The 20,422-nt window shown below is 62.5% G+C and carries 20 protein-coding genes and 1 pseudogene; 12 read left to right on the top strand and 9 right to left on the bottom strand.

Translation table 11 applies throughout. The annotated features are described in order from the left end of the window. Window positions 1–2: 2 nt before the first annotated feature. The 5 genes from L0U84_RS07515 to nac form a co-directional block, all read right to left on the bottom strand. Entirely contained in the window at window positions 3–1,010 is a 1,008-nt protein-coding gene (locus L0U84_RS07515; RefSeq protein WP_233848955.1) for a biotin-dependent carboxyltransferase family protein, read from the bottom strand. After that, the gene (pxpB, locus tag L0U84_RS07510; RefSeq protein ID WP_233851967.1) at window positions 1,007–1,678 is read right to left on the bottom strand and encodes a 5-oxoprolinase subunit PxpB; all 672 of its coding nucleotides are present in this window, start codon (window positions 1,676–1,678) and stop codon (window positions 1,007–1,009) included. Before pxpB ends, L0U84_RS07515 begins: the two co-directional genes overlap by 4 nt. A gap of 83 nt (window positions 1,679–1,761) precedes the next feature. Next, on the bottom strand, window positions 1,762–3,114 hold the full coding sequence (gene accC, locus L0U84_RS07505; RefSeq protein ID WP_233848954.1) for an acetyl-CoA carboxylase biotin carboxylase subunit: 1,353 nt from the start codon (window positions 3,112–3,114) through the stop codon (window positions 1,762–1,764). 6 nt (window positions 3,115–3,120) lie between these two features. Then, complete coding sequence (gene accB, locus L0U84_RS07500; protein ID WP_233848953.1) at window positions 3,121–3,621, bottom strand: acetyl-CoA carboxylase biotin carboxyl carrier protein; 501 nt, start codon at window positions 3,619–3,621, stop codon at window positions 3,121–3,123. A gap of 219 nt (window positions 3,622–3,840) precedes the next feature. Further along, window positions 3,841–4,767 (bottom strand): nitrogen assimilation transcriptional regulator NAC, encoded by a 927-nt coding sequence (gene nac, locus L0U84_RS07495; RefSeq protein WP_233848952.1) that lies wholly within the window; start codon window positions 4,765–4,767, stop codon window positions 3,841–3,843. Between the two features lie 284 nt (window positions 4,768–5,051). Between nac and L0U84_RS07490 the strand changes: the two genes are divergently transcribed. From L0U84_RS07490 to L0U84_RS07465, 6 genes are all read left to right on the top strand, one after another. Continuing rightward, the gene (locus L0U84_RS07490; RefSeq protein WP_233848951.1) at window positions 5,052–6,260 is read left to right on the top strand and encodes an aspartate transaminase; all 1,209 of its coding nucleotides are present in this window, start codon (window positions 5,052–5,054) and stop codon (window positions 6,258–6,260) included. A gap of 162 nt (window positions 6,261–6,422) precedes the next feature. Further along, window positions 6,423–7,493, top strand: a complete 1,071-nt coding sequence (locus tag L0U84_RS07485; protein ID WP_233848949.1) for a porin — start codon at window positions 6,423–6,425, stop codon at window positions 7,491–7,493. A 165-nt stretch (window positions 7,494–7,658) separates the two neighbouring features. Beyond that, window positions 7,659–8,801, top strand: coding sequence for a Re/Si-specific NAD(P)(+) transhydrogenase subunit alpha (locus L0U84_RS07480; RefSeq protein WP_233848947.1), 1,143 nt, complete (start codon window positions 7,659–7,661; stop codon window positions 8,799–8,801). A gap of 10 nt (window positions 8,802–8,811) precedes the next feature. Beyond that, the gene (locus L0U84_RS07475) at window positions 8,812–9,144 is read left to right on the top strand and encodes an NAD(P) transhydrogenase subunit alpha (RefSeq protein WP_233848946.1); all 333 of its coding nucleotides are present in this window, start codon (window positions 8,812–8,814) and stop codon (window positions 9,142–9,144) included. Beyond that, window positions 9,141–10,580 (top strand): NAD(P)(+) transhydrogenase (Re/Si-specific) subunit beta, encoded by a 1,440-nt coding sequence (locus tag L0U84_RS07470; protein WP_233848945.1) that lies wholly within the window; start codon window positions 9,141–9,143, stop codon window positions 10,578–10,580. The genes L0U84_RS07475 and L0U84_RS07470 overlap by 4 nt, the downstream gene beginning before the upstream one ends. 122 nt (window positions 10,581–10,702) lie before the next feature. Further along, on the top strand, window positions 10,703–11,737 hold the full coding sequence (locus tag L0U84_RS07465) for an L-idonate 5-dehydrogenase (RefSeq protein ID WP_233848944.1): 1,035 nt from the start codon (window positions 10,703–10,705) through the stop codon (window positions 11,735–11,737). Between the two features lie 135 nt (window positions 11,738–11,872). Here the strand turns inward: L0U84_RS07465 and L0U84_RS07460 are convergent, their stop codons facing one another. After that, window positions 11,873–12,541, bottom strand: coding sequence for an RraA family protein (locus L0U84_RS07460; RefSeq protein ID WP_233848943.1), 669 nt, complete (start codon window positions 12,539–12,541; stop codon window positions 11,873–11,875). A 1,091-nt stretch (window positions 12,542–13,632) separates the two neighbouring features. Between L0U84_RS07460 and L0U84_RS07455 the strand changes: the two genes are divergently transcribed. Beyond that, window positions 13,633–13,839 (top strand): hypothetical protein, encoded by a 207-nt coding sequence (locus L0U84_RS07455; RefSeq protein WP_233848942.1) that lies wholly within the window; start codon window positions 13,633–13,635, stop codon window positions 13,837–13,839. Between the two features lie 241 nt (window positions 13,840–14,080). Continuing rightward, window positions 14,081–14,269: pseudogene (locus L0U84_RS07450) on the top strand (LrgB family protein); the annotation flags it as partial. 176 nt (window positions 14,270–14,445) lie between these two features. On the opposite strand, the gene L0U84_RS07445 reads toward L0U84_RS07450, so the two are convergent. Continuing rightward, window positions 14,446–15,246 (bottom strand): potassium channel family protein, encoded by an 801-nt coding sequence (locus tag L0U84_RS07445; RefSeq protein ID WP_233848940.1) that lies wholly within the window; start codon window positions 15,244–15,246, stop codon window positions 14,446–14,448. Between the two features lie 896 nt (window positions 15,247–16,142). Between L0U84_RS07445 and L0U84_RS07440 the strand changes: the two genes are divergently transcribed. From L0U84_RS07440 to L0U84_RS07425, 4 genes are all read left to right on the top strand, one after another. Further along, the gene (locus tag L0U84_RS07440; RefSeq protein ID WP_233848938.1) at window positions 16,143–16,337 is read left to right on the top strand and encodes an Lrp/AsnC family transcriptional regulator; all 195 of its coding nucleotides are present in this window, start codon (window positions 16,143–16,145) and stop codon (window positions 16,335–16,337) included. 205 nt (window positions 16,338–16,542) lie between these two features. Next, on the top strand, window positions 16,543–17,127 hold the full coding sequence (locus L0U84_RS07435; protein WP_233848936.1) for a helix-turn-helix domain-containing protein: 585 nt from the start codon (window positions 16,543–16,545) through the stop codon (window positions 17,125–17,127). Next, window positions 17,127–17,657, top strand: coding sequence for a GNAT family N-acetyltransferase (locus L0U84_RS07430; RefSeq protein WP_233848934.1), 531 nt, complete (start codon window positions 17,127–17,129; stop codon window positions 17,655–17,657). The genes L0U84_RS07435 and L0U84_RS07430 overlap by 1 nt, the downstream gene beginning before the upstream one ends. 86 nt (window positions 17,658–17,743) lie before the next feature. Further along, entirely contained in the window at window positions 17,744–18,196 is a 453-nt protein-coding gene (locus L0U84_RS07425) for a DMT family transporter (RefSeq protein WP_233848933.1), read from the top strand. Between the two features lie 25 nt (window positions 18,197–18,221). Here L0U84_RS07425 and L0U84_RS07420 read toward each other — a convergent pair whose 3' ends face one another. Both L0U84_RS07420 and L0U84_RS07415 read right to left on the bottom strand, forming a co-directional pair. Further along, window positions 18,222–19,400, bottom strand: coding sequence for an aminotransferase class I/II-fold pyridoxal phosphate-dependent enzyme (locus tag L0U84_RS07420; protein WP_233848931.1), 1,179 nt, complete (start codon window positions 19,398–19,400; stop codon window positions 18,222–18,224). 66 nt (window positions 19,401–19,466) lie between these two features. After that, window positions 19,467–20,369, bottom strand: a complete 903-nt coding sequence (locus L0U84_RS07415) for a molybdopterin-dependent oxidoreductase (RefSeq protein ID WP_233848930.1) — start codon at window positions 20,367–20,369, stop codon at window positions 19,467–19,469. Window positions 20,370–20,422: the final 53 nt, after the last annotated feature.

The raw sequence follows: 20,422 nt of genomic DNA, 5'->3' as shown, positions 1-20,422 counted from the left end.
TTTCAGTGTCTGACGGAACGATAGAGCCCGACGAGATGGCGGACCTTCGTGAGGTAGCGATCGAGTTCTTCCAGCGCGGCGACGGCTTCGTGATACGTCGTCTGGACAAACCGGATCTTCGTCCCGATGCGGGCCTGAGCAAGCCGCCAGAGGTCCGCTTCGATCACCGTGCCGATCTTCGGATAGCCGCCCGAGGGCTGCGCATCGCGCAACTGGATGATCGGTTGCCCGCTATGCGGCACCTGGATCACGCCCGGCACGATGCCGTGCGAACGCTTTTCGATGTGACGTATCGGCTCCAACGTCGGACCCGCCAGCCGATAGCCGTAGCGGTCGCTCTGTGGCGTGACTTTCCATCCTTCACGCCAGAACGCATCGATCGATTCCGGCTGGTAGCAGTCGTATTCGGCTGCGGGCAGCACGCGCACCACGGTGTCGCCGGCTTGCGCACACGGCGTCGGGACCGGCGCCGGCAGCGCATGTTCGGGCGGCACGGTGCCGAAGCCGGCGCCGTGCGATGCTCCGCCGTCTCCCGCGTGGTCCGCGACGCCGACCGCCTTGAGCACGTCGCCCTTCTGCAGCTGGCGCCCCTCGTGGCCGCCGAACTGGCCGCGTAACTGCGTGCTGCGCGAACCCAGCACGACAGGGACATCCACGCCGCCCGCGAGCGACAGATAACAACGCGTGCCGCTGACTGGCACACCAATGGTCAATACGTCGCCCTTTCTCGCATGCGTGGTCCACCATGGCAACACGGGGCGCTCGCCCAGCCGGGCCGCGCAGTCCGCGCCCGTGATCGCGAAGGCGAGATCTTCCAGAAAGCGGATGCGAAACGGGAACATCGGGATTTCGATGCTGGCCGCGTCGTCGGGGTTGCCGAGCAGCAGATTGCCGACCGCGAGCGCGAGCCGGTCCATCGCGCCGGCGGTACCGACGCCATACCGCAGATAGCCGTCGCGCCCCTGGTCCTGCACAGTGGCCAGCGCGGACGAAGACAATATCTCGATCATCGGATAATCCTCTCGACGCAAAAGCGGATCATGTCGCCGGGGGCGAGCGTCGCCGGGTCGTCCCGCGAGGGATCGAAAAACACCATCGATGTGTGGCCGATCGTGTTCCAGCCGCTCGGTCCCGTCGATGCCGATACGCCCGTTTGCACACCGCCGATCGACACGGCGCCGCCCGGCAGGCCCAGCACCGGCACCTTGCGGCGCGGCGTGGCGATGCGCGGGTCCATGCCGCCGAGGTAGCAATAGCCCGGGTGGCTGCCCAACGCGTAGACGGTATAGAGCGGCGCGCAATGCAGGCGCACGACCTCGTCGACGGACAATCCCGTATGCTCGACGACATCCGCCAGATGCGGCCCGAACTCACCGCCATAGACCACGGGCAGCTCGACCACCCTGCCTTCGATATTCAGCTCGTCCGCCCGCTCCCATGCGTCGCGCAGCGCGCGGGCGAGCGCCTTGGCATCGGCGGGCGGGCGCACGAACGTCAGCATCAGATTCGTGACGCCGGGCACCGCCTCCCGCACGTCCGGCCACGTCGCGCATTCACGTGCGAGCGACCAGATGCGCCGCTGCGCGGACAGATCTAGTGCGCCTGGCGCTTCGAACAGCATCGCCGTCGTGCCCAGCATGCTGATGGTCAACTGCTGTACTGGTTCGTCTCGTTTCATCGTGGCCACGGTCCCCCTCGCGTCGCGTTGACGCTCACCGGATGTGGCCGCGTCACTGATCGACGCGTGCTCAATGGTCAGCGTCATACGTCCTTCCTTTCTGCGAGCCAGCGCTCCAGATGATGGATGTCCACCGCGCCGGCCTGAAAGCCCGCGTCGCCTAGCACGGCCCGATGCAGCGGCACGTTGGTGCGGATACCTTCGACGCGCAGTTCCGAGAGCGCGACGCGCATGCGCGTCAACGCCTCTTCGCGCGTGTCGCCGTGCGTGATGACCTTGGCGATCAGCGAGTCGTAATAAGGCGGCACGACAGAGCCGCTGCTCATATGCGAATCGACCCGCACGCCGTTGCCGCCAGGCAGTTCCCACACGTCGATCCGGCCAGGGCAAGGCAGGAACGAAAACGGGTCTTCCGCGTTGATCCGGCATTCCAGCGCATGCCCTTGCGTGCGGATGTCCTGCTGCTTCACGCTCAACACGTGACCTTGCGCAATGCGAATCTGTTCGCGCACGATGTCGATGCCGGAGGTCATCTCCGTCACCGGGTGCTCGACCTGCAGACGCGTATTCATTTCGATGAAATAGAAGCGGCCATCTTCGAACAGAAATTCGAACGTGCCCGCGCCGCGATAGCCGATCTGTCGGCATGCCTGTGCGCAGCGTTCACCGACATGTCGAATCAGCTCCGCATCGATGCCCGGCGCGGGCGCCTCCTCGAGCACCTTCTGATGCCGCCGTTGCAGCGAGCAGTCGCGCGAGCCGAGCCAGAGGGCATTGCCATGCGTATCGCAAAGCACCTGGATTTCGACGTGGCGTGGGTGTTCAAGGAATTTCTCGACATACAGTTCCGGCTTGCCGAATGCGCGGCGCGCTTCCTCGCGCGTCACGCTGACCGCTTCGAGAAGTTGCTCGGGCTCGCGCACGACGCGCATCCCACGTCCGCCGCCGCCGCCGGATGCTTTCACGATCACGGGAAAGCCGATCTCCCCGGCGATCCGCATGATCGCGTCGGGATCGTCCGGCAGGCCGCCATCGGGTCCCGGCACACACGGCACGCCGGCGGCGCGCATCGCGCGCTTGGCGGCGACCTTGTCGCCCATGGTTCGGATCGAGTCCGGCGCCGGGCCGATGAAGGTCAGACCCGCGGCTTCGACGCTCGCCGCAAACTCCGCGTTCTCCGAGAGAAAGCCGTAACCGGGATGAACCGCTTGCGCGCCGCTCACGTGAGCCGCAAACAGAATCGCGGCGTGATTCAGATAGCTTTGACCGGGCGCCGCGGGACCGATGCACAGCGCCTCGTCGGCAAGACGCACATAGCGCGCATCGGCGTCCGGCTCGGAATAGATCGCGACCGTCTGAAGGCCCAGTTCGCGACACGCGCGCTGGATACGAAGGGCGATTTCGCCGCGATTGGCAATCAATACCTTGTTGAACATGATCGATCAGCCGATTCGAAACAGCGCTTGACCCGATTCGACTTCGCTGCCGGGCGCCACCAGCACTTCGCTGATCGTGCCGCGGCAATCGCACTCGATCGCGTTGAACATCTTCATCGCTTCGATCGTGCACAGCACGTCGCCCTCGTCGACCGTGTCGCCCACCTGCACGAACGGCGCCTCGCCCGGCGCCGGCGTCAGATGAACGATGCCGAACATCGGTGCGAGAACGAGTCGCGCGGGGGGCGCTGCCGTTGAGTTCGCTGAGGCGGCGGCGCTGCTCGCCGTGCGCGTTGCGTCGGACGGGGCTGCCGCGAGGTCGAACGGCTGGCCGGAATCCTGTCCCGTTGCCGGGAGCGGCACGGCGGCGCGATGCTCGCTGCCTTGCGCGCCGCGGCGCTTTGCCTTGACGAGCTTGACGCGCTCCTCGCCCTCGATCACCTCGAGCCTGGCTAGCGGTGACTCCGCCAGCAGGTCAATCAGCGCTTTTATCTTCTGAAGATCCATCTTGAGTCCGTAGCCGGTTGGGCGCGCGCCTCGAGACTGGCGCACACGAAACACCGTGGCTGCACGACACCCGTGATGCGGGCCCGTTTGTGTTGCCAGCTCGACGGCGTGCCGGGTCGCACCGGCTCACTGCATGCCGGGCGACTGCCGATGGACTCAATGTATCCGGCGCAGAAAAATTGCGCCAAGACGGTTTGGCTTTGTAGCGATAAGGCGCGCTTATGTATCGGCTTGAGGCGCCGTGCGCACGCCGAGCGCGAGGTCGCCGGCCAGTTCCAGCAGGATGTCCTTGATGGCGGAGGCCGGCTCGGAAAGCGGCAGATGGTCGGATAGACAGACCGACAGCGGAATCTTGATGACGGGCGACACGATACGCGATTGCACGATGTCGCCGGCCGCCGCCACCACCCGCGCGGTCGACTCGGGCAGGATGGTCGCGCCGATCCCCGCGCTGACAGCCGCCGACAAGGTCGACGCGGACTCGATCTCGGCGACGACGTTCGGCATCATCTGCACGCTGGCGAAGCCTTCGTCGACGTATTTGCGCAGGTAGTTGTACGGCCGGGGCAGCAGCAGCGGCACGTCGCGCAAGTCGGCGACGGCGATCTTCTCCTGCACGATGCCCATGCTGCGCGGCGCGACGAGAAACATCTCCTCGTTCATCAGCAGCTGGAACGACAGGCCGTGCACCGGCTTGTCGCCATACAGCACGGCCATATCCATGCGGCCGTTCATGATGAGTTCGCTGAGCGTCGTGCCGAAGTTTTCGTTGATATAGAGCAGGATGTTCGGGTGCCGGGCGCGCACGGTACGCAGCAACGGCAGCGACAGCGCCGACGCGCCCGTGCCGGGTGCGAGCCCGACGGAAACCTGCCCGGACAAGGTCTGCCCGGCGCTTTTCACATCGGCCTGCGCCTGTTCGTACTGGCGCAGAATCAGTTGCGCGTGGCGATACAGCGTGGCGCCCGCCTCCGTCGCGGTCACGCCGCGCTTCGTGCGGACGAGCAACTGCTGCTGGAATTCGTCTTCGAGCGTGATCAGTTGCTGGCTCAGGGCGGGCTGCGCGATATGCAGCACCTCGGCGGCCTGGGTCAGACTGCCGATGTCGACGATCTTCACGAAATACTTCAAACGCCGCAGGTTCACGGTAGTGGCATATCGGTGTTAGTGGAATGCAACAATGATAGGGCAAGCTCCGATATACGGACAGTCCTCAAAATCCCTCTTTCCCCCTCATGCAGCAGAGCTGGTTACTGCGCCCGCCGCAGCCACGGCCGGCTTTCTGCAGCCCGTTTGCCGGCATCCCGCCAACCCGGTACGTCGCGGCGCGTCATAAGTGGATGTTATTGCACCAGCGGAAAGTCATCTTGGCTTGAACTTTTTCTCACGCTTAATGTGAAGCCTCATCAAACGCCGTTGAGGAGTCAAGTGTGAGTGCATCGCGCATCGCCGCCCGCGTCCAGCGGATCAAACCATCGCCGAGCAGCGCAGCCGCCGACCGTGCCGCGGAATTGAAACGGCAGGGAAAACACATCGTCAATCTGGTGGTCGGCGAACCTGATTTCGACACGCCCGCGCATATCCGCCAGGCCGCCTTCGAAGCGATGGAGCGCGGCGAAACGCGTTACACGCCGACTGCCGGCACGCCGGCGCTGCGCGCCGCGATCGCCGCAAAGCTGCAGCGCGAGAACGGTCTCACGTACGATCCGAAGCACATCATCGTGACCTGCGGCGCGAAGCATGCGATCTTCAACGCGCTCGCCGTCACTGTCGAAGCCGGCGACGAAGTGCTGATCCCCGCACCGTACTGGGTCTCCTACCCGGATATGGTGCTTGCGTGCGATGGGGTTCCTGTCGTCGTGCCCTGCACCGAAGACACCGGCTTCAAGCTCACGCCCGCCATACTCGAGCGCTCGATCACCGCGCGCACCCGCTGGCTGATCATCAACTCTCCGACCAATCCGACGGGCGCGACCTATACGGCGCAGGAACTGCGCGCCCTCGCCGATGTGCTGCTGCGTCATCCGCACGTGCTGGTCATGATGGACGACATCTACGAGCACATCCGCTTCGATGGCGACGCCGCGCAGCATCTGCTCGCGATCGAACCTGAACTGGCATCGCGCACGCTGGTCGTCAACGGCGTGTCGAAGACCTACGCGATGACGGGCTGGCGCATCGGTTACGTGGCAGGTCCCGCGGACCTCATCGCCGCGCTCGACACACTGCAATCGCAGTCGACCAGCAATGCCTGCTCCATCAGTCAGGCTGCCGCGCTCGCTGCGCTGAACGGCGACCAGAGCTTCGTGCAGGAGTCGGTAAGAACCTATAGGCAACGTCGCGATCACGCGCTCGAAGCCATCAACGCCATTGCCGGCCTCAGTTGCAAGACGCCTGGCGGCGCGTTCTATCTATACGTCAACTGCAGTGGCCTGATCGGACGCACGACACCGCAAGGTAAGCGTCTCCAGGGCGATACCGATGTCGTCCTGTATCTGCTCGAACAGGCGGGCGTCGCGCTGGTCGCCGGGTCCGCGTATGGCGTCTCACCGTTCTTCCGGATGTCGATCGCGACGAGCGTCGACATCATCGACGAAGGCTGCCGGAACATCGCGGCGGCCGTCGCCGCCCTCGACTGAGAGCGATGCGACGGCACCTCCCGCGGAAGCCGTCTCACGATCAGAAAGACATGCCGCGCCGCCAGGACGCGACAGTCGGACTAGTGCGTTTTCTTTTTAATTGACAAGCAAGGGGATCGATTCGTGAAGAGAATACTATTAGGAAGCCTAATATCAACATCATTGCTTGCTTCCGGTGCCGCTTATGCACAATCGAGCGTCACGTTGTACGGCATCATCGATGAAGCGGTACGTTTCAATACCCATCAGAACAAGGCTGGCGACTCTCTCTTCACGATGGGCAGTGGCGGCGAGATTCAGGGCAGCCGCTGGGGCCTGCAGGGCACCGAAGATCTGGGCGGCGGCCTCGCCGCGATCTTTCAATTGGAAAGCGGCTTTACACCGAATACGGGCGCGACACAGCAATCGACGCCGTCCGGCGCGCCGCGCCTGTTCGGTCGAACGGCAATGGTCGGATTGAGCAGCCCGTATGGCACGGTGACCATGGGACGCCAATACACGCTCGTGCATGAAACTGGCTGGACACATGACATCTATGCGTTCGCCAACTACACCGGCACCATCGGTTTTCAGGGTGCCGGGCTGACCGGTGGTGGCCGCCTCGACAATACCGTTCGCTACACGTCCCCGACGATGGCGGGCTTTACGGTCAAGGGCGCCTATACGTTCGGCGGGGTGGCGGGCAATATGCATCAGAACTCGTCGCCCGCCGTGAGCGCCTCGTACGACAACGGCCACTTGAATATCGGCGCGGCCTATCAGATCGTCAACAATATCGGCGGGCTGAATCCCGCTACCACGGCGTATGGCAGCACCTACTTCGGCATCACCATACCCGACAGCTCGCAGAAGATCTTCACGGCAGGCGCGACCTACACGTTCGGTCCCGCGAAGCTCTACGGCTCGTATATCTACAGCCACGTCTATCCGGCCGACTATCGGAACGACTCGTTCTCGACCGCTGTCCAGTACTACATCACACCAGCGTTCGTCCTCGATCTGCCGCTCTACGTCGACTTGCTTCATCACGCAGGCCAGAGCGGCACGCGCATCACGGGCGGCCCGACCTTCGACTATCTGCTCAGCAAGCGCACCGATGTCTATGTCGGCGTGAACTACAACCACCTGACAGGTGCATGGACGAAACTGGCGGCGCTTCCCGGCTCGAATCAGCCGTTCTTTGGCTTCAACTCGCTGTTCGAAGCGGCAATCGGGCTGCGTCACAAGTTCTGAGCTCGCTGGCGTCGAAGAGCGACTCTCGCGCGGCGCCAGTTCATTTCCCCATCCGGGCGCTCACGTCGGGACCCAGCCCGTGTCCCCGTCGCGCCCGTGCGTCATTCGACAGGATGGCGGATTTCGCCCGTCATTCACGTCGACCTATTTCAGGAGTAAGCCCACATGAAAATCGGCATTCCCGCCGAGATTCGCGCCGGAGAGACTCGCGTCGCCGGCACACCCGACACGGTCAGGAAGCTCCTCGCGCAAGGCCATCAGGTCATGGTCGAAAAAAACGCAGGCGAGCGGGCCCGTTTCAACGACGCCGCGTACGCCGACGCGGGCGCGACACTCGCCGACACGGCTGAGGTGTGGGACGCGGAACTCATACTGAAGGTGCAGGCGCCGACCGACGCCGAACTCGCGCACCTCAGGCGCGGCACCCTGCTCGTCGGCATGCTCAATCCGTTCGATGCCGTCCACGCCGCTCGCATCGCCGCCAAAGGCGTTCGCGCGTTCGCGCTCGAAGCCATTCCGCGCACCACTCGCGCTCAAAGCATGGACGTGCTGTCCTCGCAAGCGAACATCGCCGGCTACAAGGCGGTCCTGCTGGCCGCAACGCTCTATCAGCGCTTCTTTCCGATGCTGATGACGGCAGCGGGCACCGTCAAGGCCGCGCGCGTACTCGTGCTCGGCGCTGGCGTCGCGGGCTTGCAGGCCATCGCGACCGCGAAGCGTCTCGGCGCCGTGATCGAGGCATCGGATGTGCGCCCGGCGGTCAAGGAACAGATCGAATCGCTCGGCGCGAAATTCCTCGATGTGCCCTACGAGACCGACGAAGAGCGCGATGCCGCCCAGGGCACCGGCGGCTATGCTCGCCCGATGCCTGCAACGTGGCTAGCGCGCCAGAGCGCGTTGGTGCGCGAGCGAGCCCGCCAGGCCGACATCGTCATCACGACGGCGCTGATACCCGGCCGCACCGCGCCGACACTGCTCGACGAGGACACGGTCCGCGCGATGAAGCCCGGTTCCGTGATCGTCGATCTCGCCGCAGGACGTGGCGCGCTGACCGATGGCCGAAACGGCGGTAACTGCACGCTCACCGTCGTCGATGAAGTCGTCGAGCGCCATGGCGTGCATATCGCCGGCTACAGCAATCTTCCGGCCATGGTCGCGACTGAAGCATCGTCGCTCTATGCCCGCAACGTACTCGACTTCCTGAAGCTGATCATCGATGCCGAAGGCCGGCCCCGAATCGATACGGCGGACGACATCATCGCCGCGACCTTGTTGAGCCACGACGCTTCGGTGCTGCAAACCGCCTGAGGAAAACACGATGGAACTCATTGCTCATACCACCACCAATCTGATCACGTTCGTGCTCGCCATCTACGTGGGCTATCACGTCGTCTGGAACGTGACGCCGGCGCTTCACACGCCGCTGATGGCCGTCACCAACGCGATCTCGGCAATCGTCATCGTCGGCGCGATGCTCGCGGCGGGCCTGACGGTCGGCACAGCGGGCAAGGCATTCGGCGCGATCGCGGTCGCCCTCGCCGCTGTCAACGTGTTTGGCGGCTTCCTCGTGACGCGCCGGATGCTCGAGATGTTCAGGAAGAAAGACAGCAGCAAGCCTGCTATCAACACCGTCAATGGAGCCTCCCGATGAGCATGGACGTGGTTACATTGTTGTATCTGATCGCCTCCGTGTGCTTCATTCAGGCGCTCAAGGGACTGTCGCATCCGAAAAGCGCGCGGCTCGGCAACGCCTTCGGGATGACCGGCATGGCACTCGCGATCCTGACGACCGTCGCGCTCATCACGAAGCAGGCCTCCGCGCTGGGCTCAGATCTAACGGTCGGACTTGCCGTGCTTGCAGTCGCATTGATCGTCGGCGGATCGATCGGCGCGGTGATCGCCGCGCGCGTCGAAATGACCAAAATGCCCGAGTTGATTGCGGCGATGCATTCGCTGATCGGCCTCGCGGCGGTCTGCATTGCCTACGCCGTGGTCATCGAGCCGTCCGCCTTCGGGCTCGCCGCTGCCGACGGACTGCTTCCCCATGGCAACCGGGTTGAACTGTCGATCGGCGCGTTCATCGGGGCGGTGACGTTCTCCGGATCGGTCATCGCCTTCGGCAAGCTCTCCGGCAAATACCGTTTCCGGCTTTTCCAGGGCACGCCCGTCGTGTACAGCGGCCAGCATCTGCTCAATCTTGCTCTCGCTGTGGCGGCGCTCGGCTTTGCCGTCGCGTTCGTCGTCACGCAGTCGTGGTTGCCGTTCGTCATCGTGACGGCCATTGCGTTCCTGCTCGGCGTGCTGATCATCATTCCGATCGGCGGTGCGGACATGCCAGTGGTCGTCTCGATGCTCAACTCGTATTCCGGCTGGGCTGCGGCTGGAATCGGTTTTTCGCTGAACAACCCGATGCTCATCATCGCGGGCTCGCTCGTCGGTTCGTCGGGCGCGATCCTCTCGTACATCATGTGCCGTGCGATGAACCGCTCGTTCTTCAGTGTGCTGCTCGGTGGCTTCGGCGCGGAATCGGCGGCGAGCGGCACCGCCGCGCGCGAACAACGCCCCGTCAAATCGGGCTCCGCCGACGATGCCGCGTTTCTGCTCGGCAATGCGGAATCGGTAGTGATCGTGCCCGGCTATGGACTCGCCGTTGCCCGGGCCCAGCATGCGCTCAAAGAGTTGACCGACAAACTGACAGACAAGGGCATCGGCGTGCGCTACGCGATTCATCCGGTGGCGGGCCGCATGCCCGGTCACATGAACGTGCTGCTCGCCGAAGCCGAAGTGCCGTACGAGCAGGTCTACGAAATGGACGACATCAACGCCGAATTCGGCCAGACCGATGTCGTGCTCGTGCTCGGTGCAAACGACGTCGTCAATCCCGCCGCCAGGACGGACCCGTCGTCGCCGATTGCGGGCATGCCGATTCTCGATGCGTATAAGGCGCGTACCATTATCGTCAACAAGCGGTCGATGGCATCGGGCTATGCCGGTCTCGACAACGATCTGTTCTACATGGACAAGACGATGATGGTGTTTTCGGATGCGAAAAAAGTCATCGAAAGCATGTGCAAGGCACTCGACTGACAACCCATAAGCGGCGACTATCGGCCCATACGGTTTTGATCTTTGTCACCGGGCCGGTTCGCCGCTATCGTTTGAGAACTGGCCCGGCGACGTCGTGGCCTTCACCACTACAGGCAACCACCATGCACGCACTTGTTATTCATGCGCCGTTGGATCTGCGCATCGAGGACGTTCCCACCCCGGAACCCGAGGCCAACCAGTTGCTGGTCCGGGTTCGGGCAGGCGGCATCTGCGGCTCCGATCTCCACTATTTCAATCATGGCGGATTCGGCACTGTCCGGATTCGCGAACCGATGGTGCTGGGCCATGAGGTGTCAGGCGTCGTAGCACGCCTCGGGCCGGACGTCACCGACATGCCGGCGGGTACACGCATCGCGATCAGCCCGAGCCGTCCGTGCGGGCTGTGTCAGTACTGTCAGCAAGGTCTGCAGAATCACTGCCTCGACATGCGCTACTACGGCAGCGCAATGCGCACGCCACACGTGCAAGGCGCGTTCCGCCAGGAGATCGTGATCGACCGCTCGCAGGCGCATGTCGTGGCGGACTCGTTGAGCGACGCCGAAGCCGCAATGGCCGAGCCGCTTTCGGTCGCACTGCACGCCGTGCGCCGCGCGGGGCCGATGCTCGGCAAGCGCGTCCTCGTCACCGGCTGCGGCCCGATCGGCGCGTTGATCGTCGCCGCCGCGCGGCGCGCGGGCGCGGCCTCGATCGTGGTGACGGACGTGAATGCACTGCCGCTCGCGAGCGCTCTGAAAGTCGGCGCGGACCACGCGTTCAATATCGCCGAAACGCCCGACGCGCTTCAACCGTTCGCGGTCGACAAAGGCAGCTTCGACGTGCTGTTCGAGGCAAGCGGCAACGCAACCGCACTGCGCGGCGCATTCGACGTACTCAAGCCGCGCGGCGTGATCGTTCAGGTCGGGCTGGGCGGCGACATCGCATTGCCGATGAACGTCATCGTCGCGAAAGAATTCGATTTGCGCGGCGCATTTCGCTTCCACGAAGAGTTCGCCGTGGCAGTTGAACTGCTCAACAAAGGGCTCATCGACGTCAAACCGCTGATTTCCGGTGTATTTCCGTATCAGGAATCCGTGAAGGCGTTTCAAACGGCGGGGGATCGGTCGAAAGCGATGAAAGTGCTGATGACATTCGATTGATTGACGTTTCGGGCGTGAGCGCATCGCGTGCGCTCACGCCACAACGAAATTACGACTGACAAGACTGACAAGGGCCGGCATTGCATCGCAACGCCGGCCCTTCGTTGTTCGGGGATGTCGTACCAGCTCAGATGTTCAATTATTGCATCGCGCTTCGAGCGCATCGACAAACGCGCGGTCCCAGCGCCCTTCTCTCATCGCCCGCATCGTTTCCGCTTCGGCCTTGAGTACCGCAAGCGCTTTCTCGATGACGAACTCGACGTCGACCTGCGCAATGGCAAGCAGTCCATCCTGGTCTCCGACGACGATATCGCCAGGATTGACGACCATCCCACCGACCGACACCGGCACATTGATTTCGCCGGGACCATCCTTGTACGGACCACGATGCGTGACCCCTCGCGCATAGACCGGAAACTCACGTTCGCGGATTTCCGCGACATCGCGGATTGCACCGTCGATCACCAGTCCGGCCACGCCCACGCTCGCCGCGTAAAACGAAAGAATGCCCCCCACGACGGCATTGTTGAGATCGCCGCCCGCGTCGATCACAAGCACGTCGCCGGGCCGGCAAAAGTCCAGCGCGCGCAGGTAAGTCAGATTGTCGCCGCCGCGCGAGCGCATCGTGACAGCGGTGCCTGCCATCGTCCGCTTGATGGGGCGGTGGTAGGGTTGGAGTCCAACCGTGCCCGTGTTTCGATGCATGTTGTCGCTCAGTGCGGACACCGGAATGTCACGCAATGCCTGAAGCATTGCCTCTGAAGCTTGAGGAGCGGAAGGATTTTTTCTGATCGCTTTGAACATGGTCAGGACTTGTCTCGCGGTGAGAATGTGTGAGGGGTCTCGCTATAAACATCCGGTGACGTAGTAAGCGCCATCTAAATCTGACGATCCATGCCGGACATCACGTCTATAACGGTATGTTTTCCTGCGTAATGACGCAAAGACCGAATTGCTCTGGCACGATACGAAAGTGTTATGGGTGAGCGACACAACCATCGCCTAACTGCACACCATATCCCGGCGACGTGACAGCGATGTTCAACTTCCTCAGGCAATACCACAACTGCGCGGCATTGCTGGTGATGACCGGGCGCTTCGGGTCGCGAGTACTCATTCACTCGCATCGCAACTGACATTCGAGGCTACGACGGCGCGAAAGGCGGCAAAGCTTGCTTGCGTCAAAAACGCCCGGCCTTCGACCGGCAGCATGGCGGCGGCAATCTCGACGCGTCTATCGGATAAGGCGCTTTCGAGCTGGTTGGCACCGTACTCGGCGATATGGAGCGCAATACCTGGGTAGCGGTGTGGCCAGCATGACGCTCACTGCCGGTCCGGCGAGCTATGTCAGTCCGGCGCACGCGTTCCAGCCGGATCCGATTTTTTCGTCTGTAGCGCCGCTCCGGGGCTTGTCCTCGTGGCGCACGTTGTTCATTTTTTGGCATCGTCTGCCGTCTATCGTCTATGGGCACTCGTATTGCCACAGTGCCCGATAGACCACTATGAGGGGGCCATCATGAAGTCGCCTAACCAGGCAGTTGCGAAAACTGTCGCTTACCTTATGGTCGCATGCTCAGCATCGCTGGCTGCGCCTGCTTTCGCAGGCGCCTACGTACCTTGTCGCTCCGGTAGCGCAGCGACAGCAACGCAAAGCGGTAAAACGATGCCGTTGCACCACGCCAGCGTGGTTCACAAGAACAATGGCGGCGTCAACGGCGGCGTGCCGACCCCGTCGCAGTCCGGAAAACGCATCCCCGGGGACGACTCCATCGATCCCATGTATCGAGGAGGTTGACGTGCGTGAGGCAACACCCGAGAAAACCGGCACGCGGATCAGATCTTTCCGAAGCACGCTACGGCCGGGAACGGTGATCGTGCGTTCGTGAGGAGGTCGTATGCGCAAGTTCAAACCCATAGTTGCGCTCACACTCGTCGCAGTGCTGCTGGGAGTCGGTCTGGCGAGTTATGTCAGTCCGGCACACGACTGGCCACCAGACCCGATTTTCGTCAGCAACGCCGAGCCGGGGCCTGTCCTGATAAAGGACGTTCTTGATTTTCTGGTCATCGTCCATGGACACCCGCATCGCCGCAGTGCCGGATAGACAACTGTGAGGAGGTGCATCGTGAAGTCGCTTTTGCAGGCAGTAGAGCTTGCGGCTGCGATCGTCGCGCCGATCGCTGGCTCGGCCACCGCTGTTGCGTCCGCGATTGCGATCTGTGTATGGTGCCTCCGCTCACCGCGGCAATCGTCATGCTGAGCGGCATTACCGGCGCAACCCTGAGTAGCGCGATTCTGGATACCGTTGGCGTGCGGCGTGCGGCGTGCGGCGTGCGGCGTACGGCGTGCGCGGCTTTGCGATGGGTGTTGCTTCCCACGGCATAGGTACCGCCAGGGCTTTTCAGGTCAGTGAAGAAGCCGGCGCCTACTCAGAACTGGGAATGGCGATGAGCGGCACTCTGTCGGCGTTCGTTCTCCCGGTGCTTCTGCCCATCCTCTTGCAGATCGATGCGGGGGCCTTCGGCGTCTGGTGACTACTTCCTCGATCCAGGCCCGATCGTCCAACTCAGATCGCCGATCCTGATTCGCCAGGTTCTCTTTGCCCCGGGGCTCTCATTCCCTGTCGTGCGGCAGTTGTGAGCGGTTGAACGGCAGCAGACCTTTTAGGACGGAAAACGGCGAGCGGCCGCATTGGCCGAAGCAGCCCGCTTCATGGCGCCACCTTTGTGTGGAGCGTGAGTTTGTCGAGGATGGCGCTTGCCAGCAGGTCCTCCGCGATCACGACTTCGGAGGCGCCGGCGGTCTTCAGCAGAGTCTTTCTCAAGTCGTTCTCGCCGGGCACGATGATCGTCAACGACGGGTTCATTGTGCGCGCCATCAGCGTGATCACGAGGTTGTCGTTCGCGTCGGGCGACGTCACGATCACGGCTTTTGCGCGTTCGAGCTGCGCACGCCTCATCACGTCGTCGAAGACGTCTCGCGCGCCGAGCAGGACGAGGTGGCCGCGGTCCGAGGCCCGGTTAGCGGCGGCTTCATCCACAGCAAGAACGAGGACGGTCTCGCCCGCCGCCCGCAAGCGCTCTGCGATCGTCTCGCCGAGGCCGTGGAAACCGACCACGACGACATGGTCGGATAGTCGCTCGAGTTTCCGTTCCATCGCTCTGTTCTCCCGATATACCATCACGTCGTCGCCCGAAAGCAGCCCCGTGAGCATAGAAATGGCGAAGGCTGCGACCAGCATCGTCGCCAGCATGGCGGCGAGCATGAAGAACTTTTGGCGCTCGTCGAAATCGGAAAAATCGCCGAGCGTGGTGACAAGGTTCACGCCGTCCCACAGCGCATGGAACACCTTCGTCGGCAGCGGCGCCTTCGAGTCATCGAGCAGCGTCAGCCCCGTGGCGACAACTGTCAGCAGTAGGAGAAGCAGGGCGAGCGCATGCCGGGCGCGGTGCCGCCATTCGCGTACACGCAATGCCCCTAGCCGAGGTTCATCCACACGGTAGATCTGCATATCGCCTCCGGACTACCACCAGCGAAAATCCAGGCAAGGCGCCCGCATCGATTGAACTTGGGCCGTGCAGGATTGCGCTGGCTGGGCGACCCGGCCTCGAACGAGAATGGCCAACCTGGTCACGAGTGCCGCTGACTGCGGACCGCCAACGGCGCCATCCAGCCGGATCATCATTTGTCAGAAGACCGGGCGTCTTGCATGACACGCTGAGTACGGGTTCGCAGCCAGACCCAAAGATTTCTTTTTTATGACACCTCTAATCGGCGCCGGGTGAGTTGATGCAGATCAAAAAGCTGCCCATCGGGCACTGCTGCTGAGGTGTTCGGAAACGGACGCCGCTGAGAATCAAGAACCTCCGTACATTCCAAAAGGGTTGGCGGCAAGATTTGAGGGTTCACCCAAGACGGGAAGAGATCCCGCCCCGGCGTAAGAAGTTCTCTGTCGTCGTGCGACTATGTTGCGTTTATCTTGCGTTGCCAATTGCAGCGGTACTTACTACGCTTGCCGATGCTGCTGATCGTCATCCCAGTGCAGATACCGGGTATGTTGCGCGGCGTTGCGGGGAGCGGGAGTGCCGTAGACCTCGGCGGGCGCCCCTACTGTTCGCCTTTTACTGGCAAACGTCCACCACGTTGCAGCTTTTGTTCGCCGTGAGGACGCACCAGATTCGGCGACGAATCACGGGACGCGTTGCTCACGACCGCCGAGTTGAACGTCAGCGTTGGCCGATCAGTTGCCAAACACCACCCTTCCCGCTTCCGCACGCGGCACCCGTTCCCTGACGTTTACCGTGATAAGGCGCGGGTTACCGTGGCTAGCTGGTCATTGCGGCCGATCGAAGCGAACTCAATCCCGACACCTTCGGCTCGCGGGTGACGGTTATCGCGCACGCGCCCGTGGAAAACGAAGCGATCGCACTGGTCGATCCGATGAAAGCCCGGTTCGAGGCATGTCCTCAAGTACAGCAATGCTATTACGTCATCCGTGACGTCGATTTCATTCTGATTCTCTGCACCCTTGACATGGCTGAGCACACGGCGCTCACACGCCCGCTGTTTTTTTCGAGGCCGGAAACGTTCCCAGCTTCCTGACATGAGTCGCGAGGGAGGCGCCAACGCGACGCGAGACTTGCCCGTCGCTCGCCATTGATCTGTACGCGCGAATCGCGCGAATACGCATCAGCCGCAGTCTCGCGCGAACTTGCCGATGGACGGGACCACCAGACCATCACTTGCCGGCCACAGAACAACGGCGAGAGGCTATTGCATTGGAATAAATATCCATTATACTGGAACCATGAACATCGACGCCCTGATTGCCAACCGTGTTCGCGATCTGCGCAAAGTCCGCGGCTACACACTGGACGAACTGGCTGAGTCGAGCGGAGTCAGCCGCTCGATGATTTCGTTGATTGAACGTCAGGAAACCAGCCCGACGGCCGCCGTGCTCGCGAAGCTGGCAGACGCTCTGAACGTCACGCTGGCCACCCTGTTTTCGGATGAGTCCGGAAGCGCGGCGGCAGAACCGCTTGCGCGCCTGTCGCAACAACACGTCTGGAAAGATCCTGCGTCCGGCTACGTTCGCCGGCATGTGTCGCCAGGTGGATATGCATCGCCAATCGAACTGGTCGAGGTCATCTTCCCGCCGGGCAAAAGCGTCGCGTTCGAGAACGTGATGCGCAGCCTGGTGACGCATCAGCAGGTTTGGATGCTGGAAGGGGAAATGGAAGTCACCTTGGGAGACAGGACCTGGCAGTTACAGACGGGCGACTGCCTTGCCATGGTGCTGGATCAACCCCTCGTTTTTCGCAACTCGAGTCGGAAGCAGGCGCGCTATGCGGTAGCCCTGACGACCCGTCCAACCAATTCAAGGAAAGCGTGATGAGCGACCACTCCATCGTGCCCTGCACCTTCGATCGGCACGCCGATGAAATTCTGGATATCTTCAACGACGCGATCCTCAATTCCACCGCGCTCTACGAGTACAAGCCCCGGACCATGCAGACCATGGCCGGCTGGTTCGATGCCAAAAAGGCAGGTGGTTTTCCGGTTATCGGTGTTGAGGATAACGATGGAAAACTGCTGGCTTTCGGCAGTTACGGCTCGTTTCGGCCGTTCCCGGCCAACAAGTATACGGTCGAACATTCCGTCTACGTGCAGAAGGACCAGCGTGGCCGGGGGCTGGGGCGCGTGGTGATGCAGGAAATCGTCGCCGCGGCTCGACAGAACGATCTGCATGCGTTGATCGGCGGCATCGATTCGACCAATGCCGGAAGCATCGCCCTGCATGAACGGCTTGGCTTCCGGCACGTTGGCACGCTACCCCACGTCGGCTTCAAGTTCGGCCGCTGGCTCGACCTGGCGTTCTATCAATTGCTGCTGGATACGCCCGCTCATCCGGTTGACGGCTAGACGCACTGCCGCCGGCAGAAGTGGAGGCAAGCTCACGGCTGACCGTGCCCGCTTGACCCGTGCATCGATCACACAGGACCCATCCGGTGAACACCTATTTCACGATCGCCCTTCTGGTCGCGGCGGGAATCGCTGTCGTCGTGCAGAACGTCCTGATGGTACGCATCACCGAAACCGTGTCGACGGTGTTGATCACCCTGGTGATCAACTCGAGCATCGGCCTCGCGCTCCTTCTGACTACGCTGTTGATGCGAAGCGGGCTGAACGGAATCCTGGAAGCCGTTAGCGCGGTTCGCCCGTGGGCTATCCTGCCGGGTCTGTTCGGATCGTTCTTCGTCTTTGCCGGGATCATCGGCTACCAGAAAGTCGGCGCGGCAGCGACCATTGCCGTCATTGTGGCGAGCCAACTCGTCGCAGGCCTGCTCTTCGATACCTTCAAGACGGCTACGCTCGAGGCGCCACGAATTAGTGTTCCCTCGGTGCTTGGGGTCGGCTTTCTCGTCCTGGGGGCCGTGTTGATAGCACATCGGCGCATGTGAAGACACGGCTGCGCCAGAGCGAAACTCACGCTCCAAAACCAGCTTTCAAAGCCTGCGCCAGATCTTCCCGCAGATCGTCGGCACTCTCCAGACCAATCGAAAAGCGGACCAGGTGACCTTCATAGCACGCGTTGCCGCTGCGAATGCATGGAAGTTCGTACGGCATCACGAGACTCATCGGACCGCCCCACGAAAGCCCGATTCCGAACAGATCAAGGTGGTCGCAAAACGTATCGACCTGTGCCGGCGTGTAGGTGCTGTCGAACAGCACAGAAAAGAGTCCCGCTGCAAGGCTGCAATGTGAAGCCCAGTGTTCGTGCCCTGGGCTCGATTCAAGCGCCGGATGAAGCACCTGCCGCACAGCCGGTTGCCCGGCCATCCATGAGGCCAGGTCGCGAGTGGTCGCGTCATGCAGGCGGTAGCGCGCCTCGAGAGTCGGGAGGCCGCGCAGCACGAGTTCAACATCGTTCGCGCCGACCCCCATGCCCAGATCCAGATACGTCACGCGAAGCCGCTCATGGAGCGCATCGTCATTGGTTGTCACCGAACCCATCAGGACATCGGCGCCGCCCGAAGGGTATTTCGTCAGCGCGTGGATGCTGATGTCCACACCGATTTCGAATGGTTTGAACGCAACCCCCGCTCCCCAGGTATTGTCAAGCGCGACGACTGCGCCCTGTTCTTTCGCGATCGCCACCAGCTTGCGAAGATCGGGAAACTCCATGGTGATCGAACCTGGTGCTTCGACCCAGACCAGCTTCGTTCGCGGCCCCAGCTTGCGGGCAAGGTCGATGGCATCCATCGGGTCATAACACTGGTGCGTGATGCCGAGGGGCGGTAACGTGGTACGTGCATGACGCAAGGCAGGCCCATACACGTTGGAAGGCAGCAACAGCTCGTCGCCGGTTGCGAGCAGGCCAAGATTGACCAGCGCGATCGCCGCCTGCCCGCTGGGCCCCAGCAGGCAATGGCGCGCCCCTTCCAGTGCGCACAGGCGCTGTTCGAGCGTATAGGTCGTCGGAGTACCGTACAGACCGTAGCTGTATCCGTCCCGCAAGCCAAAAGCCTTTACGCGTTCGCGCACGGTAGCGGCATCCGGAAACAGGACCGTGGACCCTTTGAACACACCGGGCGGAACGGCTCGATAACCGGCGGGCGGAACGTAGTCATCGTGAATGAGTCTGGTGCTGAGATCTTTTGGCATGTGCGTGTTCGCGGTTAAACGTCAAAACTGACAGCCGACACGAGAGGACGGACGCGGGCGTCGAGCTCAAACGGCACGGACGACAATCGAATGAACTTCGTTTCGCGCGGATGCTGCCGGTTGTCCGGCACCCTGCGCATCGAAGCATCGGCACGACAGCCGATGCTCGCCGGCGGCGGGAGTCCATGAAAGCGTGAAGCGTTGCCAGCCGAAATCGCGCCGCGCCTCGAGCTCGGCTGCAGCCCACTTTCGAGCGCCGTCGACACTGATTTCCACCCGTGTCACACCGGCGTCCGCCCAGGCCCAACCTTCGATGTCGGGTCTCTGTCCAGCGGGCACGAGGCCGTTGTCGGCCGGTGACACCATCACGCTTTCCGGCGCGATCGCCCACACCGGTCGCGGCCCGGCTGGCGTGAGATCGTTGTAAAAGCGGGTGGTATACGGGCCCGGCGCGCGCGTGTCCGACAACGTGATCTTGCCCACCCATTTCACGGAGTTCGTGCCATACCATCCCGGTACGACGAGTCGAACCGGGCCGCCGCGCTCGGCTCCCAACGGCTTGCCGTTCATGGCCACGGCGAGCAGCACTTCGGGTGCAAGGGCCTTCTCCAACGGAAGATCCTTTACGAACGGCTCATCCCTGATACCCGCGAACTCTCCCCACTCCAGGCCTTCGCTCCAGACATATGAAGAGCCCGCCTGAACGCCACAGAGATCGAGGACGTCGGACAGACGCGGGCCGCTCCAGATCACGTTGCCCACTCGCCGCCTGGCCTCTTTCGGCGTAAGCGGGCTGCCCGCGCATTCATGCACCGACACCACGTCGTGCTGGGGCAAAGCCAGTATCCGGTCGAGCGAAATCGCGCATGGGTTACCGACCATGCCGCCGATCTGCAGAGACCACGCGCCAGGGTCGACGTCGATCAGCGCCATGTGCGTGACGACAAACAGCGTGTCGTCGTCGGTCACATAGTCGGTCAGCGCGTGAACCCCACGATCGGGTATCCGCAGGAAGTATCCGG

The organism is Paraburkholderia sp. HD33-4 (genome assembly GCF_021390635.1).
Classification (GTDB): Bacteria; Pseudomonadota; Gammaproteobacteria; order Burkholderiales; family Burkholderiaceae; genus Paraburkholderia.
Note: the sequence above shows the minus strand (reverse complement) of the source record. Positions and strands in the feature narration are given on the sequence as shown.

What these genes read in the sequence shown, in the direction of transcription:
- L0U84_RS07515 (WP_233848955.1), bottom strand. Translation starts at nt 1,010, where the DNA reads ATGATCGAGATATTGTCTTCGTCCGCGCTGGCCACTGTGCAGGACCAG.
- pxpB (WP_233851967.1), bottom strand. Translation starts at nt 1,678, where the DNA reads ATGAAACGAGACGAACCAGTACAGCAGTTGACCATCAGCATGCTGGGC.
- accC (WP_233848954.1), bottom strand. Translation starts at nt 3,114, where the DNA reads ATGTTCAACAAGGTATTGATTGCCAATCGCGGCGAAATCGCCCTTCGT.
- accB (WP_233848953.1), bottom strand. Translation starts at nt 3,621, where the DNA reads ATGGATCTTCAGAAGATAAAAGCGCTGATTGACCTGCTGGCGGAGTCA.
- L0U84_RS07480 (WP_233848947.1), top strand. Translation starts at nt 7,659, where the DNA reads ATGAAAATCGGCATTCCCGCCGAGATTCGCGCCGGAGAGACTCGCGTC.
- L0U84_RS07475 (WP_233848946.1), top strand. Translation starts at nt 8,812, where the DNA reads ATGGAACTCATTGCTCATACCACCACCAATCTGATCACGTTCGTGCTC.
- L0U84_RS07470 (WP_233848945.1), top strand. Translation starts at nt 9,141, where the DNA reads ATGAGCATGGACGTGGTTACATTGTTGTATCTGATCGCCTCCGTGTGC.
- L0U84_RS07465 (WP_233848944.1), top strand. Translation starts at nt 10,703, where the DNA reads ATGCACGCACTTGTTATTCATGCGCCGTTGGATCTGCGCATCGAGGAC.
- L0U84_RS07460 (WP_233848943.1), bottom strand. Translation starts at nt 12,541, where the DNA reads ATGTTCAAAGCGATCAGAAAAAATCCTTCCGCTCCTCAAGCTTCAGAG.
- L0U84_RS07455 (WP_233848942.1), top strand. Translation starts at nt 13,633, where the DNA reads ATGCGCAAGTTCAAACCCATAGTTGCGCTCACACTCGTCGCAGTGCTG.
- L0U84_RS07445 (WP_233848940.1), bottom strand. Translation starts at nt 15,246, where the DNA reads ATGCAGATCTACCGTGTGGATGAACCTCGGCTAGGGGCATTGCGTGTA.
- L0U84_RS07435 (WP_233848936.1), top strand. Translation starts at nt 16,543, where the DNA reads ATGAACATCGACGCCCTGATTGCCAACCGTGTTCGCGATCTGCGCAAA.
- L0U84_RS07430 (WP_233848934.1), top strand. Translation starts at nt 17,127, where the DNA reads ATGAGCGACCACTCCATCGTGCCCTGCACCTTCGATCGGCACGCCGAT.
- L0U84_RS07420 (WP_233848931.1), bottom strand. Translation starts at nt 19,400, where the DNA reads ATGCCAAAAGATCTCAGCACCAGACTCATTCACGATGACTACGTTCCG.